This is a genomic window from Bacillus sp. SH7-1 (assembly GCF_008042405.1).
In the GTDB taxonomy this organism is placed as follows: domain Bacteria; phylum Bacillota; class Bacilli; order Bacillales; family Bacillaceae_G; genus Bacillus_A; species Bacillus_A thuringiensis_N.
Window position 1 is genome coordinate 1 of the sequence record NZ_QNUD01000031.1, and the last position, 17,615, is coordinate 17,615.

Below are 17,615 nucleotides of genomic sequence, written 5' to 3' on the forward strand. Positions count from 1 at the left end.
CTTATGTTAACATCTTCGTTAGTTAATGTCAACTAAGTTTTTCATTTCGTTTGCCGCGTTCTGCGTTATTGCATCGGCGACTTGTCTTATATTACACCTCTAATCTCTAACCGTCAACATGTTTTTCTAAAAAAATATAAAAAGGCTTATCCCTTTTAAAATAAGCCTTTTTATCATACACCATTCTATTCATTTATTATCTTTCTATAATTGGTAACGAGACGATAAATTGAATAATACCATCCTCATATTCGGCTCGAATACTACCACCTTGTAATTCAACAATACTTTTCGCAATTGCCAATCCAAGGCCCGATCCTTCTGTTACTCTACTTCGAGATTGATCTTTCTTATAAAAGCGTTCAAACAAACTCGCTAACTCTTCTTTCGTAAACTCTTCACTATGATTTGCAATTACAATTTGTATATCCCTGCGCTGCCTTTGAAGAGAAACCTTTATCTCCCCATCATCTTTACTATACTTAATCGCGTTCATTAATAAATTATCAAATACACGGACCATCTTTTCCGAATCAATCGCTGCATAGGTACGTTCCTCAGGAAACTTCTTAACAAAAGTAAGGCCATGCTCTTCCGCCTGCGGTACTAACTCTTCTATTAATTGCTCCAATAACTCATTTATACAAACCTCTTGTTTTTCCAATACAACTTGCTCATTTGTTAACTTCGTATACTCAAATAAATCTTCTATTAAATTCTTTAACTGCTCCGACTTCACAAAAGCAATTCTCGTATATTCATCGTGTTGCTCTTTATTTTCATATTTAGAATCTCGAAGTAATCGCAAGTAACCCATAATAGAAGTCAGTGGTGTACGTAAATCGTGAGATACATTCGTAATAAGCTCGTTCTTTTGCTTCTCTAATTTACGTTCCTTTTCTATATTATTCATAAGCTCTTCCGCCATATTATTAATATTCTCAGTTAAAGACGCAATCTCGTCTTCACCTTTCTTCTCAATACGGTACGCTAAATTACCTTTTTCTATTTCCTTTACACCTTCTGCCATCGCTTCAATTTGCTTCATCTTTCTCTTTGTTATATAGAAGAAAGAGAAAATGAATACGAGTACACCTATGAAAAACGGAAATGGTCCTTCTTGTGTATCATACATTACTACACCATCTGGTATTCCACTAACGAACATATATAAATTCTTATCTTCTATTGTAATAGGTGAAAAAGCTATAAATTCTTTTCTCGTATTTTCAAATACATCTCGACCATTTGAATAGTTAATCGCAAATGACGCTGCATTACGAATCGTATTATGCAAATCGATTTGCTCTTCTTGTGCCTGCTTCGTTTTATATAAAACTTTACCACTCTCATCAGTAACCAATATTTTTAAAGCTCTAGATCCTCGCTCTAAATTTTGGTTCTCCATTTCGATCATATCGGATATAGCTTCTAATTTATTTTCATGAACCGAACTATTTGCGGCTCCTTGAGCTTGATGATTAATTTGTTCCATACCAGCTCGATAATCGATAGTCGCTTTACGATTCGCATTCTCAAAAAATGGTGCAGCTGCCTTTGCTGACAAAACTCCTAATAACGCACAAGCAGCAAAAGTAGTAATCAGTTGAATTCTTATACTCTTTCGTACGCCCTTTACTAATCTCTCAATTAATTGTCTCGTTTTCCTTATATAAGTAAACGGATTAAATATCTTTTTCAATCTTATACCCCACTCCCCATACTGTTTTTATATATCTAGGCTTCCTTGGATTCTCCTCAATCTTTTCACGCACTTTCCGAATATGAACCATTACCGTATTATCCGACTGGAAAGACCTTTCGTTCCAAACCTTTTCATAAATTTGCTCTGCACTAAAGACCATTCCCGGATTACGGGCTAGCAATTCTAAAATTGAAAATTCCCTCGGAGTCAGTTTCACTTCTTCTCCATCCACAATAACTTTATGGGTTGAGATGTTTATTTTCATCTCTCCAATTTCTAGCTCGTCCTCATTTTGTATAGCGAAACCATTCATTTTCATATAACGACGTAACTGAGATTTAATTCTTGCGATTAACTCTAACGGATTAAATGGTTTCGTCACGTAATCATCTGCACCTGTTGTTAACCCTAAAATCTTATCCATATCTTGCGTTTTCGCGGAAAGCATAATAATTGGCATTTCTTTTTCTTCCCTTACTTTCATACACATATGGATACCGTCTACTTTCGGCATCATAATATCTAATACGACTAGATGTACTTCATTTTCTTCTAGTAAACGTAATCCTTCTTCTCCGTCCCCTGCTTGCAATACCTTATATCCTTCATTCTTTAAATAGATTGTAATAAGATTCCTAATTTCTTTTTCATCATCTACGACAAGTATTGTTTCGTTTGCCACAATATCTCCCCCATCATTTTTTTAATCCCTAACTTCTATTATAGGAAAACTTCTGAAGAAAAACGCTCGGAAATCCTTAAGATTTTCTGAAGACGCAAAAAAGGTCTAGACTCCCCTTAAGTCTAGACCTTTCAAAAAACCCCTTTTATTTACGAACGTAGATGAAATATAGTACAAATAAAACTCCCATAACATACATAATTGGATGAATCTCTTTACGACGACCGCTTACTACCATTGTAATTGGATAGAAGATAAACCCGATTGCAATTCCTGTCGCAATACTATACGTAAGTGGCATTGAAATGATTGTAAAGAATGCTGGTACTGCAATCTCGAATTTCTTCCAATCAATCTCTCCTAAAGAAGAAACCATCAAGATCCCTACAATAATTAATGCTGGTGCCGTTACAGCTGGTGTTACAACACTTAGCAATGGCGAGAAGAATAGTGCCAGTAAAAAGAATCCTGCTGTTACAACTGCTGTAAATCCAGAACGTCCACCCGCTGCTACCCCTGCAGAAGATTCAATATAAGACGTTGTTGTTGATGTACCCAAGATCGCACCAATTACAGTTGCAATCGCATCTGCAAATAACGCTTTTCCTGCACGTGGTAATTTATTGTTCTTCATTAATCCTGCTTGATTCGCAACCGCTACAAGCGTACCTGCTGTATCAAAGAAATCGATAAAGAAGAACGTTATAATAACAATCACCATTTGAACAGTGAAAATATCTCCGAAGTGCGTTAACGCCACACCGAACGTTGGTTCCAGACTAGGTATTGCTCCCACTACGGCTTTCGGAGTATCAATTAATCCTGTTGCTACCCCTAAAATCGCTGTAAGAATCATACCGTAAAATACTGCACCGTTGACTTTCTTAATCATGAAAATAATTGTAGTAACAACTCCGAAAATCGCTAGTAACGTTGTGCCCTTTGTTAAATCCCCCAACCCAACAAGAACAGCATCATTTTTCACGATAATTCCGGCATTTTGGAATCCAAGGAAAGCAATAAACAATCCGATACCTGCCGCTACTGCAAACTTTAACTCTGATGGAATTGCATTAATGATTTTTTCACGAATACCTGAAGCTGTAAGAATAATAAAGATAATACCTGACATTAATGTTCCAGCAATTGCTGTTTGCCACGGAATACCCATCGTTAACACTGCTGTATAAGCAAAGAACGCGTTAATCCCCATACCTGGCGCCAAAGCAATTGGATACTTTGCGAAAATCCCCATAATTAACGAACCGATAGCTGCTGCTAATGCTGTAGCAACGAATACTGCGCCTGGATCCATTCCTGTACCTGCCGGTAACCCTTTAACATTGCCAAGTGACAACGTAGCAGGATTGACAAATAGTACGTAAGCCATAGATAGAAATGTCGTTAACCCTGCTATGAACTCTGTTTTATAATTTGTGCCGAGTTCATCAAACTGAAAATAGCTTTTCATCTTACGTTTCCCCCGTTATATGATTACTCGCCGTAATCCCCTAGCCCTCTTTTATCTATTAAAAATAAAAAAGGCTTCCATTGCATATACATGGAAGCGTTCTATAAATAAAGACAAGATTCCCCTCACCTTTATAAAAACGCCTCGTAGTCAAGCCATTTACGGTAGCTAGGTAGAAACTTTCGGGCCATATCCCCGATATTATACGACGGCATAATATTCACTTTTCGTTTGAATTACATACTCATATTAACTCTTGAAAGTGTTTTTGTCAATTTAAAAACGAACATTTTTATAAACTTTTATAGTTTCGTTCGTATTAATACCAAAACAAAAAAGATCCATCTATGCATAAGCAATAGATGGATCTTTTTTATAAATACTATTCCCACTCGATTGTTGCTGGTGGCTTACTCGTTACATCATACACGATACGGTTAACGTGTTTTACTTCGTTTACGATACGTACAGAGATTTTCTCTAATACGTCCCAAGGGATACGTGCCCAGTCAGCTGTCATACCGTCGATAGATGTTACTGCGCGGATACCTACTGTGTAATCGTAAGTACGCTCGTCACCCATAACACCTACGCTACGCATACCAGGAAGCGCAGTGAAGTATTGCCAAATTTCGCGATCTAAGCCAGCTTTAATAATTTCTTCACGTAAAATCGCATCAGATTCACGAACGATTTCTAATTTCTCTTCTGTAATTTCACCTAATACACGAATACCAAGACCAGGACCTGGGAATGGTTGACGCCATACGATTTCATCAGGAATTCCTAGTTCAGATCCTAATACACGTACTTCGTCTTTAAATAACGTGTTTAAAGGCTCAATTAATTTGAACTGCATGTCTTCTGGAAGTCCACCAACGTTATGGTGAGATTTAATTGTTTGTGCAGTCGCTGTACCACTTTCAACGATGTCTGTGTACAGTGTGCCTTGCGCTAGGAAGTCCATTCCTTGTAATTTAGACGCTTCATCATCAAATACGTAAATGAATTCGTTACCGATGATTTTACGTTTTTGTTCTGGATCTTCTACACCTTTTAACTTGTTCATGAAACGTTCTTGTGCATCCACTTTAATAACGTTCATGTGGAAGCCTTCGCTGAATGTTTTCATAACGCCTTCTGCTTCACCTTTACGAAGTAAACCATGATCAACGAAAATACATGTTAATTGGTCGCCGATTGCTTTATGAATTAATACTGCTACAACAGAAGAGTCTACACCGCCGCTAAGTGCGCATAGTACTTTTTTGTCTCCAACAGTTTCACGGATTTTCTCTAGTTCTACTTCGATAAAGTTCTCCATGTTCCATCCTTCAGAACAACCACATACACCGAATACGAAGTTTTTAATTAAATCGTTACCGTGCTCAGAGTGACGTACTTCTGGGTGGAATTGTACACCGTATAAGTTTTTAGCTTCATTGCTCATACCAGCAATTGGACAAGACTCGCTTGTCGCATCTACTACGAAACCTTCAGGTAAACCAGTTACTAAGTCACCATGACTCATCCATACAACTTGCTCTTCTGGAAGGTTCGCATATAATTTTGATTCGTTCTCTACTTTAAGAACAGCTTTTCCGTACTCACGGTGATTTGCACGCTCTACTTTACCACCAAATTGTTGCGTCATAAGCTGCATACCGTAACAAATACCGAAGATCGGTAATCCTAGGTCAAAGATTTTTTCATCACAATGTAATGCGCCTTCACCGTATACACTATTTGGTCCACCAGAGAAGATAATCCCTTTTGGATTCATTGCTTTAATTTCTTCTGCAGTAATTGTATGTGGATGAAGTTCACTGTATACACCGAACTCACGAATTCGACGTGCTATTAACTGATTGTATTGACTCCCAAAATCTAAAACGATAATTGTATCATGCTGCTTCTTCAAAATAATCACCCCAACGTTAGTTCTCGTATATAAATATTTTCACCAATTTGGCGAAAAGCATTACTAATATAATAAAAAAAGCCAGTCCTCCGCCTCTAGTCTCATAACAAAGAAAAGGCAGGGGTCTGGCTTTATAAAGAAAGATAGTCTCCGCTCTTTATAAATATAAGACACACTGCCTTCATAGTCAGGTTGTTTACGGTAACCCGGTAGAGACTCTCAAACCTTATCTTTGAGGATATATGAAGGATCGTTTTATATTATCTTCCTAGATTCTAACAATGAAGTATCAATATGGTCAAGAGAGAAAGCGACAAAATTCTACAGAAATTCATTTCCATTTCTAAAAAACATCCATTTCTATATAGAAATGGATGTTTTTTAGAAATGAATTACATCATCCCACCCATGCCAGGCATTACCGGTGTAATTGATTCTAGTTTGTCAGCTACTACAGCTAAAGTCGTATCATCAGTTTCCTCCTATTTTTTTACCTATCCGTATAAAAATTTCATCAACCTGTTCTAGCTCTTACGCTGGCATGAATACACACAAACAAAAGAGTTAATAGACATTATAAAAGCCTATGCAAGTTATACATAAGCTTTTTGTTATTCACGATTAGCTATTCTTCAAGTCCTAATCCTTAAAGCAATTATTAATAAGATTAAATATAATAATCAGGGTTTTCGTCCATTTTAATTAAAAATTCTTCTAAAGAATCCGCTATTTTTATGTTCTCAGAGTAGATGGGACACTGTCCTAATTCATTTTCTTCTTTAAATTTAATTGTTAAAAAGTTAAGTTCTGTTGCTTCAAAAAATACTAATGATTCATCATCATCTACATCATCTAGGTTTGGATTATATTCGTAAATATCCTGTCTTAAGCGAAAGTCCGCAACTGAAATCGGGTCCATAAACCTGTTGAAAAACATTCTTTTATCAGACTTTAAAAAACCACAACCTATTTCTTGATAAAAACGTTGCAGTTCTTTTGGGAGTTCCATTTGTAATAAGCTTTCTGCTTCATCTATCTCTTCTTGATATATAGGATAAAAAATAGGTTTTTGTTTAGAACGTACACTTCTGTCTGCTACAACATATTTTTTCAAAAAGTTAAACATAGCGTTAATACCTCCATTATTTACTTTTCCTTAAAAATCTCTTTTGAAATACCTTCCTTGCCATGAATCCCACCTTGATGTTCAGTAGGAAATTTAGCTGGGTGTATATTCCACCACTCATGTTCTCCACCGTGTGCATTTTCAATAAAATGATGTGCATCATACGGGTCATCTACATGCCTTAGCAGTATTCCACTTCTAGAAAGGATTTCTTCTTCATAAGTAGGCCATTTTTGATTAGTCTCCAGTTCCCACTCTTCTCTTAAATCATTTTTTAATCTACTAAGTTCGCTTCTTCTTTGCTTAATCGTTCATAACTATTATTTTCTATGTGTTCTTGTAGTAATTCCCTCTGTTTTTCAGGGATTTTCCTATTTGTAATTTCTTCTACTTGGCTAAGGTATTCTTGGAATCTAGGTGTAATTAAATTACCAGGGTCAGCAAACATAAATGTATTTCGTGCTTCTTCTAAAGAATTAAAAGAAGTTTTTGGAACATCTCTAAAATCACTCGCATAAGCAAAGGGGTCTCTCATTTGCAATTTATTTGAAAAATGAGAAATACTCTGTTCTGCTTTTGTCCCTAATGTAGTTACTTTCCCTACTTAACTTATTCCTTTATCCCCAAGCCAGCCCAATCCAATTCCCATAAAAATACTTGTTCCCCATTTCGTACGACTTTCCGCATCACCATGCCAAAAATCATTCATAAATGAATCTGAAACAGTATTCCAAGCGGTAGAAGCCGTCTCTATAGGGTGACCTATAGCATACTTAATATTTTCCTTTGTTACTGTATCGTCTAATGAATCAAATCCTTCTACAATCTCCCCAATAACTTGCCCAGAGCCAACGTATATACCATCCCAAATTTTTCTCAGCATAGATTTTTCAGAGGGTTTGCCGCCCATTGCTCCTGCTTCTATCTTTTCATTAGATAAACTTCCATCAACTAAATTACCATCATAAAGTTCATCAGCATTACGAAACTTTTCAGCAGCATGCATTAGTTCTTCTGCAATCTTATCAAATTCCCTAAACACATTAAACATTTGAGGTTTTGTTTCATTAACTTACGGTCTTTAACAACACAAAAAAGGCTACCTCCTCTCATCAAGGAAGTAGCCTTCTTCTAATTAACTATTTATACATTGCACAGCTTCACAGAGTGATGCTTATTACATCATTCCGCCCATACCGCCCATGCCCATGCCGCCCATGTCAGGCATTGCTGGTGCATTTGGTTCTGGCTTGTCAGCTACTACAGCTTCAGTTGTTAAGAACATAGCTGCAACAGATGCTGCGTTTTGAAGTGCAGAGCGAGTTACTTTAGCTGGATCTACGATACCAGTTTCAAGCATGTTAACCCACTCGCCAGTAGCTGCGTTGAAACCAACGCCTACTTTTTCGCCTTTTAGACGCTCTACAACTACAGATCCTTCTAGACCAGCGTTGATTGCGATTTGACGAACTGGCTCTTCTAGTGCGCGAAGTACGATGTTGATACCTGTTGCTTCGTCACCTTCAGCTACGATAGAAGCTACTTTTGTGTATACGTTCATAAGTGAAGTACCACCACCTGCAACGATACCTTCTTCTACTGCTGCACGAGTTGAGTTAAGTGCATCTTCAATACGAAGTTTGCGCTCTTTCAACTCAGTTTCAGTAGCTGCACCTACTTTAATTACTGCTACGCCACCTGCAAGTTTTGCAAGACGCTCTTGTAATTTTTCACGATCGAATTCAGAAGTTGTTTCTTCTAATTGCGCACGGATTTGACCGATGCGAGCTTCGATTTGTTGTGTATTTCCGATACCTTCAACTACAGTTGTGTTTTCTTTCGTTACAACAACTTTACCAGCGCGTCCTAAAGATTCGACTGTAGCAGATTTTAAGTCACGGCCTAATTCTTCAGTGATTACTTCGCCACCAGTTAAGATTGCGATATCTTCTAGCATTGCTTTACGACGGTCACCAAATCCAGGAGCTTTAACAGCTACTACATTGAATGTACCACGAAGCTTGTTCACTACTAATGTAGCTAATGCTTCGCCTTCTACATCTTCAGCAATGATAAGAAGTGGTTTACCTTGTTGTACCACTTGCTCTAATACTGGTAAGATTTCTTGAATGTTAGAAATCTTTTTGTCAGTGATTAAGATGTATGGGTTATCAAGAACTGCTTCCATTTTGTCAGAATCAGTAATCATGTAAGGAGATGCATATCCACGATCAAATTGCATACCTTCTACTACGTCTAATTCTGTTGTGAAACCTTTAGATTCTTCTAAAGTAATAACGCCGTCGTTACCAACGCGCTCCATTGCTTCAGCGATTAATTGACCTACTTCTTCGTCAGCAGCAGAAATAGCAGCTACTTGTGCGATAGAAGATTTACCTTCGATTGGTTTAGAAATCGTTTTTAATTCTTCTACTGCAGCAACTACAGCTTTTTCGATACCTTTACGAAGACCCATTGGGTTCGCACCAGCTGTTACGTTTTTAAGACCTTCACGAATCATAGCTTGTGCTAATACAGTTGCAGTTGTTGTTCCGTCACCAGCTACATCATTTGTTTTGCTAGCAACTTCTGCTACTAATTTCGCACCCATGTTTTCGAATGCATCTTCTAATTCAATTTCTTTTGCGATTGTTACACCGTCATTTGTAATAAGTGGTGAACCGAATTTTTTCTCAAGAACAACGTTACGACCTTTTGGTCCAAGCGTTACTTTTACTGCATTTGCAAGAGTGTCGACACCGCGAAGCATCGAACGACGTGCTTCTTCACTAAATTTAATATCTTTTGCCATAATAATTGACCCCCTTGGATTTTTTAAGATTTATATAATTAACCGATAACTGCTAAAATGTCACTTTCACGTAAAATCAAGTAGTCTGTACCTTCATATTTCACTTCAGTACCTGCATATTTTGAGAAGATGATAAGATCACCTGCTGCTACCTCTAAAGCAACACGCTCACCATTTTCAAGCACTCGACCAGTACCTACTGCAATAACTTTACCCTCTTGTGGTTTTTCTTTTGCTGTGTCTGGTAATACAATACCACTTGCTGTTTTTTCTTCCGCTTGAACAAGCTCAATTACAACGCGATCACCTAATGGCTTTAGCATGAACAATAACCTCCTCATTTTGTTATGTAAATTTTATTTATTAGCACTCAGGTCACCCGAGTGCTAACACACTTATAATAATAAATAATCTCAATTTCTTTTGCAAGTAAAAAAATCATAATTTTTTCGCAAATTAAGCTATAAACTTTTCTATATAGAGTTCCTCTTCTTCTACCTTTACTATATGAATCGTTGTTTCCACTACTCGTATGTTACAATATGAAAGGACACCCTAAGTTGTTTTCGCTACACACACAACTTTCTCCTGTCTTCTATTATAATTTCAAACAAGGATTTACAAAAAAAACATAATGTAAGTAAAGTTTATATCGTAGGTAGCATCTTTACATGTTATCCTACCTTATCTCATACACTAGAGTTAGAAAGGATGGTTAAACCATTTGAAAAAACAATATTGGTGGGTTATCGTTACATACATTTTAATGCAGTTATCATCAATTGCTGGATTACCACTTCTCCTGAAAACTGGACTTTATGATAACAGGGGATTCACTAGGGAAGAGAAATTTCAACTCATAACTGGTCACTGGGCAATCATTAGCTTCTTTATTGCATTATGTATCGTACTTTGGTTACTTAGAACAGATATTCGCGACAGACATTTAGATACAAAGCGTTCTACTGTTCCAGCTACGATCGGTTGGATTTTTATCGGGTTCTTCTTAGCATTTTTCTCGCAAAGTATTGCTGGTATGATTGAAATGTATGTATTAGGTATTAAACCTGGATCTGAAAATACAGCAAGACTCATGGATATCGCAAGAACGACACCTTGGTTCCTTATCGTCATCTCTATAATAGGACCTATTTTGGAAGAAATCGTATTTAGAAAAATTTTATTTGGTACACTTTATAAGAAGTTTAACTTCTTTATTGCCGCTATCATTAGTTCCCTTGTATTTGCGGCGATTCATTTTGATTTTACTCACTTATTGGTATACACTGCTATGGGGCTCGTATTCGCCTTCTTATATGTAAAAACGAAGCGTATTATCGTTCCGATTGCAGCTCATGTTGCAATGAATACATTAGTTGCAATTGCTCAAGTTTTAGTGAGTAACGAACAAATTCAAGAAATGATTAAAGAAGCTGAAGAAATGCAAGGCTTTATCGGAGGATTTTTAGTATGAGAAACTCACCATTGTTCATGGCTGCATTGTACTTCCTTCTAGGATGTATCTTTACACGCTTCGCCATTACGAACGTAACAGATACAATTTGGAATATGTGGACAATACTATTTGCAGTTATGGCAACGATTGATTTTAATTTGGCACTTCGCCTTATCTTAGTTAAATTCACAAAGAAAAAACAATAATAAAACGCAGAGGTCGCTTCCTCTGCGTTTTATTGTGGATAATTTTTTAAAAAGTAAACAAGTGTTTGTAACTCCACTGCTAAATCAATATGATGAATTCTTATATTGTCTGACACATTTAAGCGTGCTGGTGTGAAATTCAAAATACCATGCACGTTTGTTTCTGCCAATCTATCGGCTACAGATTGCGCTACTGTAGCGGGTACTGTTAATATTGCCACTTGTATATCAGTTGATAAACGTTCTTCTAATTCATCTAAGTGATATACAGGAATGCCTCCGATTTCTGTTCCAACTTTCTCTTCACTAACATCAAACGCCATTTCAATTTTTGTATTATTGTTTTTCGTGAAATTATAATGTAAGAAAGCGGTCCCTAAATTACCTACTCCAATAAGCGCTACACGTGTTATATCATCTTGGTCGAGTGTTTCACGGAAAAATGATAATAAATAATTTACGTTATATCCATATCCTTTTTTCCCTAACGCTCCAAAGTATGAGAAATCTCTTCGAATTGTTGCGGAATCAACCTTTACCGCTTCACTTAATTCGGCAGATGAAACACGTTGCTTACCAGACAGAGATAAGTTTTGGATAAATCGATAGTATAGAGGCAATCTCTTAGCAGTGGCTTGTGGAATTTTCTGCTGCTCCATATAACCTCTCCTCTCTTCCTATCTTTATTCATATGCTTTAATCAAATACAGAAGTTTAGCACTTATTAAATTCCTTGTATAATAGAAAGAAGAAGTATTCTCTCTGTATTTTAAACTATACACTATTTTTAGTATGATTGAGAAATATAAACATGGCAAAGTTAAGAAATTATTTGAGGTGAAAACATTGATTTTATTACAAGTAAACGCGCTTTCGAAATTATACGGTGCAGAAACGATTCTTGCAAACATAAAATTGGAAGTTCAAACGAAAGATCGTATCGCATTAGTCGGACGAAATGGAGCCGGAAAATCTACATTATTAAAAATAATAGCTGGTGAGCTATCTCATGATGGTGGCGAAATTATAAAACCGAAAGATGTCTCAATCGGATATTTAGCCCAAAATACCGGGTTAGAAACGTCTTTAACAATTTGGGATGAAATGTTAACCGTCTTTACACACTTGCAGCAAATGGAGACAAAACTTCGAAGGCTAGAGCAAGAGATGGGAAAAGAAGAAAACTTTTCAAACGAGGCTACATATGAAAGATTATTAGCTGATTATGACCAATTACAATTAGATTATAAAGATCAAGGTGGCTATCAGTACGAAGCAGATATCCGTTCGATTTTAAGTGGTCTTGGCTTCCCAGTTGAAACGCACCAGACGACGATTTCTACATTAAGCGGTGGACAAAAAACACGATTAGCTCTCGGTAAATTATTATTAACGAAACCAGACCTACTTATTTTGGACGAGCCTACAAACCATTTAGACATCGAAACATTAACTTGGCTTGAACAATATTTACAAGGTTATCCTGGCGCAATACTAATCGTTTCCCATGACCGTTATTTCTTAGATAAACTTGTTACACAAGTATATGAAATTTCGAATAAAGAAAGTAGACGATTTGTTGGTAACTACAGTAAATATTTAGACTTAAAATCAGCACTATACGAGCAAGAAATGAAACGTTATGAAAAACAACAGGATGAAATCGCTAAGCTAGAGGACTTCGTTCAAAAAAATATAGCTCGTGCATCTACGACAAAACGTGCGCAAAGCCGCCGGAAACAATTAGACCGAATGGAATTATTAACAAGACCATTAGGTGACTCTAAGTCAGCTTCCTTCCACTTCGATATCGAAAAACAAAGTGGAAATGATGTTTTACAAGTAAAGGATGCAACCATCGGCTATGATAAGGATCCAATTATTGAACATGTAACAATGCGCTTAACTCGCGGAGATAGCGTTGCTTTAGTTGGTCCAAACGGAATTGGGAAATCCACACTGTTAAAATCTATTGTGAATAAGTTACCATTATTACATGGTGATGTTTCTTTCGGATCCAATGTATCTGTTGGCTATTATGATCAGGAACAAGCTAATTTAACATCTTCTAAGCGCGTTTTAAATGAGCTATGGGATGAATATCCACTGCAACCTGAAAAAGAAATTCGCACGATATTAGGTAACTTCTTATTCACAGGAGATGATGTACTAAAGCCTGTCTCTTCTCTTAGTGGTGGACAAAAGGCTCGGTTAGCTCTTGCAAAACTTATGATGCAAAAATCGAATTTATTAATTCTCGATGAGCCTACAAACCATCTTGATTTAAATAGTAAAGAAATCTTAGAGAATGCTTTAATTGATTATCCTGGTACTCTTCTATTTGTCTCACATGACCGCTATTTTATTAATCGTGTAACAACGACTGTGGTTGAGTTATCAACAGAAGGTGCACAGGAATATTTAGGGGATTACGATTACTACGTTGAAAAGAAAAATGAAATGATTGAACGTGCAGAACTTGAACAGCAAGAAAATGACGTTCCTGTTCAAAAGGTGGTTGCACAAGAGAAATTAAATTATTTAGAAGAAAAAGAGCGTAAAAAACTAGAGCGTCAACGCACTAGAAAAATTGAAGAGCTAGAACAAAATATAGTGGAATTAGAAGAAGAAATTGCTACGTTAGAAGATCAACTTTGCCTACCAGAAATATATGCAGATTATGAAAAAGCTAGTGAAATTACAACGAAAAAGCAAACGCTACAAGAACAACTTGAAACTTGCATGGCAGAATGGGAAGAGCTGCATGTATAAGTATATTTAAATAAGGAAGATGTCTCATAAGTCAGGATTTTTGACTATGCGACATCTTTTTTCTTTTAGTACATAAATAATTTTTTGAATATATCAATCGTAACTTAGAATATAACAAAGATTTTTCAAATATATCTATTGTAGCCCTATATATCAACGATTCGATACGAAATACCGATTTACCGACAAAGTTTGACAATATCAGCACCCCCTATAATAAGAGCATATTTCAAAATGTTTTTTAGAAATACCTTCTTAATTTTTATTTCCCGAAAAAGGATATATGCAAAGGTCAGACATCATTGGTTTTATCCACAACTTTATACACATATCCACCTTTATAAAATAAACATTAAAATAACTTTTCCACATTATCCACAGAGGACTAAAAAGTTATCAACATTTTATATACACAATAAAACCCATATTATCAACAGATAATATGGGTTTTATCCACAAGCTGTGGTTAATTTTGTGCATAACTATGCTTCAATATCTAATCCTGGATTTGCATTTAAAGCTAATGTAGCACGTTTTCCTTGTTCATATGCAATTGTACCTGCCGCTGCAATCATTGCTGCATTATCTGTACATAAAGATAGGGGAGGAATAATTAGCTCTACATTTTCTTTTTGTGCAAATTCTGCTTCTAAACGTGCACGCAGTCCTTTATTCGCAGCTACTCCACCAGCAAGAAGCACTTGCTTTACGTTATAAGCATCCGCTGCACGAGATGCTTTCGTTACTAGTACGTCAATTACACTCTCTTGGAAACTTGCTGCTAAATCTTCCGGTGCAATTTCTATCCCGCGTTGTTTTGCGTTATGCACAGTGTTGATAACTGCTGATTTCAATCCACTAAAGCTGAAATCATACGAATCCGGTTCTAGCCATGCACGAGGCAAATCGATTGTTGGTTCTCCTTCGTGTGCAAGGCGATCAATATGAGGCCCCCCTGGATATGGCATGGATAACGTACGAGCTACTTTATCATATGCCTCTCCAGCTGCATCATCTCTTGTTTCACCAATTACTTCAAATGAACCATGCTCTTTCATATAAACAAGCTCTGTATGTCCACCAGATACAACAAGTGATAGTAGTGGGAACTGAACTTCTTTTACTAAACGGTTTGCGTAAATGTGACCAGCGATATGATGAACACCAACTAGAGGAATATCATGTGCAAAAGCTACTGCTTTCGCTGCATTTACCCCTATTAAAAGCGCTCCTACCAAACCAGGCCCTTCTGTTACAGCAATTGCATCAATATCATCAAATGTGATATTTGCTTCTTTTAATGCTTCTTCTAACACAACTGTAATTTCTTCTACATGATGACGGGATGCAATCTCTGGTACAACTCCGCCAAAACGTTTATGACTTTCAATTTGTGATGCAACAACATTCGCAATAATTTCCGTTCCATTTTTAACAACTGCTACTGCTGTTTCATCACAACTTGTTTCAATACCAAGTATAATCGTATTTTTTTCCATTATATATTCACCCACATTACGAGACCATCTTCCTGATTGTCTGCATAGTATCGTTTACGAATTCCACCATTTTGAAATCCGTATTTTCTGTATAACTGTTTTGCTACTTCATTTGATACACGTACTTCAAGTGTCATCGTTTTTACTCCTAGAGCTTTCGCTTCGGAAATAACTTCTTTCAATAAAGCATCTCCTAGCTTCTGACCTCTGTATTCTGGTAAAATAGCTATATTTGTTATATGTGATTCATCAATAATTATCCACAATCCACAATACCCAATTACACGCCCATCTTTTTCTAGCACAACATAATGTGCATGTTCATTCATCATTAACTCACGGTGAAAGGCATCTGCAGTCCAAGGAGTTGAAAAAGATGCTTCTTCAATAGCTACAATTTGAGCAATATCATCGAGTTCCATCTTTCTAAATATCATATCCATCTTCTGCAAGCTCCTACTTGTTTTGACTTTCTAACCACTTTGTTTCAGCTTCAGCTAAACGAAGATAACTAGGAACAAATGAATGTACATCTTGTTCTTCTTTTTGTAATCCTAAGAATGCTAATTCACTTGGCCTTGGGTTATTTTTAGTGAAAGGAGCAAATACAGCTTGATTGCCTAGATGTTCAATAATTGTTTCTTTGTGCAATTTAACATCGTTACCAATAAATAAAACAGGCTTTCCTTTATCTTTTAACATTTGCAACCAGTCTACAATAAGGATGATTCGGTCTTCTTCTATAGAAGTTAAATTCTCTCCTTCATATGTATATAAGCCAGTATAAATTTGTCCACGTCTTCCGTCGAATAAAGGACAGATTAGTCCATTAAAATTAGCACCATTTGCAGCTACTACTTCTAAACTTGATACACCTACAATTGGTATTTGAAGTGACCAAGCTAATGTTTTTGCAGCTGTCACGCCTATGCGAACACCTGTATACGATCCTGGTCCAGCTGCTACAACAATTTTAGTTAATTCTTTCGGCTTTACACCGCACTCTTTTAACAGTTGTTCTACAGCTGGCATAAGACGTACAGAATGGTTTTTTGTTAAATTCGTAATGATTTCCCCAATTACATTTCCTTCCTCAATAAGGGATACGCCCATTACGTAATTTGAAGTATCAATTGCTAGTACTTTCATCTTGTAATAGCTCCTCACATAATCTAATATATCGGTCTCCAATTGGCTCGAGCACAATTTTTCTTGTGTCATCTCCAGCATGGAATAAACTAATTTGTAACTTTTCATTTGGTAAATATGCTTCTATTAAATGAGCCCATTCTACTACCGTAATTCCTCCACCGTAAAAATACTCATCAAAACCTAAGTCTTCTTCACTTTCTGCTAAGCGATACACGTCCATATGATATAGCGGTAATCTCCCCTTATATTCTTTAATGATATTAAAGGTAGGACTATTTACAACTCTTTTCACTCCAAGACCTTTTGCTAGTCCTTTTGTAAAAGTCGTCTTACCAGCCCCCAGATCCCCTTCTAAAATAATTACATCTTGTGCCCCGACAAGTTCACCTAGTTTTTCTGATAATCTTTGTGTTTCCTCAGAAGATTTTGTTGTTATTTCATATTTACTCACAGACTTCACCTACTTTACTCACAATGTTCTCTGCTCTTTATTATACAGGTTTTGAATATATAAAAAAGTCCTTAGGAGTTTTCCTAAGGATAGTTTGACTGTCTTTATTAGTTTTTTGTTAAAACAAATAAAAAAATACGAAACAACATGTTTCGTTCTTTTCTTTATATAAAATGGCGGTCCCGACCGGGGTCGAACCGGCGATCTCCTGCGTGACAGGCAGGCATGTTAACCACTACACCACGGGACCATTTGGTTGCGGGGACAGGATTTGAACCTGCGACCTTCGGGTTATGAGCCCGACGAGCTACCGTGCTGCTCCACCCCGCGATGATATAAATAGCTTGGCGACGTCCTACTCT

15 protein-coding genes, 2 tRNA genes, 1 pseudogene and 2 riboswitches are annotated in these 17,615 nt (G+C 36.6%); of the genes and pseudogenes, 3 read left to right on the forward strand and 15 right to left on the reverse strand.

Annotated features, from left to right (window positions below; genetic code table 11):
- Positions 1–196 precede the first annotated feature (196 nt).
- The 8 genes and pseudogenes from ampS to groES form a co-directional block, all read right to left on the reverse strand.
- Positions 197–1,702 (reverse strand): aminopeptidase AmpS, encoded by a 1,506-nt coding sequence (gene ampS / locus DN390_RS22595; protein WP_147808505.1) that lies wholly within the window; start codon positions 1,700–1,702, stop codon positions 197–199.
- A complete protein-coding gene (locus DN390_RS22600; RefSeq protein ID WP_001262950.1) occupies positions 1,686–2,387 on the reverse strand; it encodes a response regulator transcription factor in 702 nt (233 codons plus the stop codon). The genes ampS and DN390_RS22600 overlap by 17 nt, the downstream gene beginning before the upstream one ends.
- Positions 2,388–2,532: 145 nt before the next feature.
- Positions 2,533–3,858, reverse strand: a complete 1,326-nt coding sequence (locus tag DN390_RS22605) for an NCS2 family permease (protein ID WP_147808506.1) — start codon at positions 3,856–3,858, stop codon at positions 2,533–2,535.
- A gap of 127 nt (positions 3,859–3,985) precedes the next feature.
- Positions 3,986–4,087: riboswitch (purine riboswitch) on the reverse strand.
- Positions 4,088–4,240: 153 nt separating this feature from the next.
- On the reverse strand, positions 4,241–5,779 hold the full coding sequence (guaA, locus tag DN390_RS22610) for a glutamine-hydrolyzing GMP synthase (protein ID WP_141526296.1): 1,539 nt from the start codon (positions 5,777–5,779) through the stop codon (positions 4,241–4,243).
- Between the two features lie 164 nt (positions 5,780–5,943).
- A riboswitch (purine riboswitch) is annotated at positions 5,944–6,045 on the reverse strand.
- A gap of 401 nt (positions 6,046–6,446) precedes the next feature.
- Positions 6,447–6,905: an SMI1/KNR4 family protein gene (locus DN390_RS22615; protein WP_147808507.1), complete on the reverse strand. Its 459-nt coding sequence runs from the start codon at positions 6,903–6,905 to the stop codon at positions 6,447–6,449.
- A gap of 20 nt (positions 6,906–6,925) precedes the next feature.
- Positions 6,926–7,974, reverse strand: a pseudogene (locus tag DN390_RS22620) (WXG100 family type VII secretion target); the annotation flags it as partial.
- Positions 7,975–8,082: 108 nt separating this feature from the next.
- Positions 8,083–9,717, reverse strand: coding sequence for a chaperonin GroEL (gene groL / locus DN390_RS22625; RefSeq protein ID WP_001029997.1), 1,635 nt, complete (start codon positions 9,715–9,717; stop codon positions 8,083–8,085).
- A gap of 38 nt (positions 9,718–9,755) precedes the next feature.
- Entirely contained in the window at positions 9,756–10,040 is a 285-nt protein-coding gene (gene groES / locus DN390_RS22630) for a co-chaperone GroES (RefSeq protein ID WP_000917306.1), read from the reverse strand.
- Between the two features lie 401 nt (positions 10,041–10,441).
- On the opposite strand from groES, the gene DN390_RS22635 reads away from it, so the two are divergent.
- Positions 10,442–11,191, forward strand: coding sequence for a CPBP family intramembrane glutamic endopeptidase (locus DN390_RS22635; protein ID WP_147808508.1), 750 nt, complete (start codon positions 10,442–10,444; stop codon positions 11,189–11,191).
- Positions 11,188–11,379 carry a YdiK family protein gene (locus tag DN390_RS22640; protein ID WP_001246201.1) on the forward strand — a complete coding sequence of 64 codons (192 nt, stop codon included), beginning with the start codon at positions 11,188–11,190 and terminating at the stop codon, positions 11,377–11,379. The genes DN390_RS22635 and DN390_RS22640 overlap by 4 nt, the downstream gene beginning before the upstream one ends.
- A 29-nt stretch (positions 11,380–11,408) precedes the next feature.
- Here the strand turns inward: DN390_RS22640 and DN390_RS22645 are convergent, their stop codons facing one another.
- A complete protein-coding gene (locus tag DN390_RS22645) occupies positions 11,409–12,038 on the reverse strand; it encodes a redox-sensing transcriptional repressor Rex (protein WP_000437704.1) in 630 nt (209 codons plus the stop codon).
- A gap of 187 nt (positions 12,039–12,225) precedes the next feature.
- On the opposite strand from DN390_RS22645, the gene DN390_RS22650 reads away from it, so the two are divergent.
- Positions 12,226–14,151, forward strand: coding sequence for an ABC-F family ATP-binding cassette domain-containing protein (locus tag DN390_RS22650; RefSeq protein WP_000602140.1), 1,926 nt, complete (start codon positions 12,226–12,228; stop codon positions 14,149–14,151).
- A gap of 482 nt (positions 14,152–14,633) precedes the next feature.
- Here the strand turns inward: DN390_RS22650 and tsaD are convergent, their stop codons facing one another.
- From tsaD to DN390_RS22680, 6 genes are all read right to left on the reverse strand, one after another.
- A complete protein-coding gene (gene tsaD, locus DN390_RS22655) occupies positions 14,634–15,650 on the reverse strand; it encodes a tRNA (adenosine(37)-N6)-threonylcarbamoyltransferase complex transferase subunit TsaD (protein ID WP_000414588.1) in 1,017 nt (338 codons plus the stop codon).
- Positions 15,650–16,093 (reverse strand): ribosomal protein S18-alanine N-acetyltransferase, encoded by a 444-nt coding sequence (gene rimI / locus DN390_RS22660; RefSeq protein WP_141439363.1) that lies wholly within the window; start codon positions 16,091–16,093, stop codon positions 15,650–15,652. Before rimI ends, tsaD begins: the two co-directional genes overlap by 1 nt.
- A 13-nt stretch (positions 16,094–16,106) precedes the next feature.
- On the reverse strand, positions 16,107–16,799 hold the full coding sequence (tsaB, locus tag DN390_RS22665; RefSeq protein ID WP_060629294.1) for a tRNA (adenosine(37)-N6)-threonylcarbamoyltransferase complex dimerization subunit type 1 TsaB: 693 nt from the start codon (positions 16,797–16,799) through the stop codon (positions 16,107–16,109).
- A complete protein-coding gene (gene tsaE, locus DN390_RS22670; protein WP_097952831.1) occupies positions 16,780–17,253 on the reverse strand; it encodes a tRNA (adenosine(37)-N6)-threonylcarbamoyltransferase complex ATPase subunit type 1 TsaE in 474 nt (157 codons plus the stop codon). The genes tsaB and tsaE overlap by 20 nt, the downstream gene beginning before the upstream one ends.
- A gap of 174 nt (positions 17,254–17,427) precedes the next feature.
- Positions 17,428–17,503 (reverse strand) — tRNA-Asp (locus DN390_RS22675).
- Between the two features lie 3 nt (positions 17,504–17,506).
- A tRNA-Met gene (locus DN390_RS22680) sits at positions 17,507–17,583 on the reverse strand.
- Between the last annotated feature and the right edge of the window lie 32 nt (positions 17,584–17,615).

Coding starts and splice junctions, on each gene's coding strand:
- DN390_RS22605 (WP_147808506.1), bottom strand. CDS start 3,858: ATGAAAAGCTATTTTCAGTTTGATGAACTCGGCACAAATTATAAAACA.
- DN390_RS22615 (WP_147808507.1), bottom strand. CDS start 6,905: ATGTTTAACTTTTTGAAAAAATATGTTGTAGCAGACAGAAGTGTACGT.
- groL (WP_001029997.1), bottom strand. CDS start 9,717: ATGGCAAAAGATATTAAATTTAGTGAAGAAGCACGTCGTTCGATGCTT.
- groES (WP_000917306.1), bottom strand. CDS start 10,040: ATGCTAAAGCCATTAGGTGATCGCGTTGTAATTGAGCTTGTTCAAGCG.
- DN390_RS22640 (WP_001246201.1), top strand. CDS start 11,188: ATGAGAAACTCACCATTGTTCATGGCTGCATTGTACTTCCTTCTAGGA.
- DN390_RS22645 (WP_000437704.1), bottom strand. CDS start 12,038: ATGGAGCAGCAGAAAATTCCACAAGCCACTGCTAAGAGATTGCCTCTA.
- tsaD (WP_000414588.1), bottom strand. CDS start 15,650: ATGGAAAAAAATACGATTATACTTGGTATTGAAACAAGTTGTGATGAA.
- rimI (WP_141439363.1), bottom strand. CDS start 16,093: ATGGATATGATATTTAGAAAGATGGAACTCGATGATATTGCTCAAATT.
- tsaB (WP_060629294.1), bottom strand. CDS start 16,799: ATGAAAGTACTAGCAATTGATACTTCAAATTACGTAATGGGCGTATCC.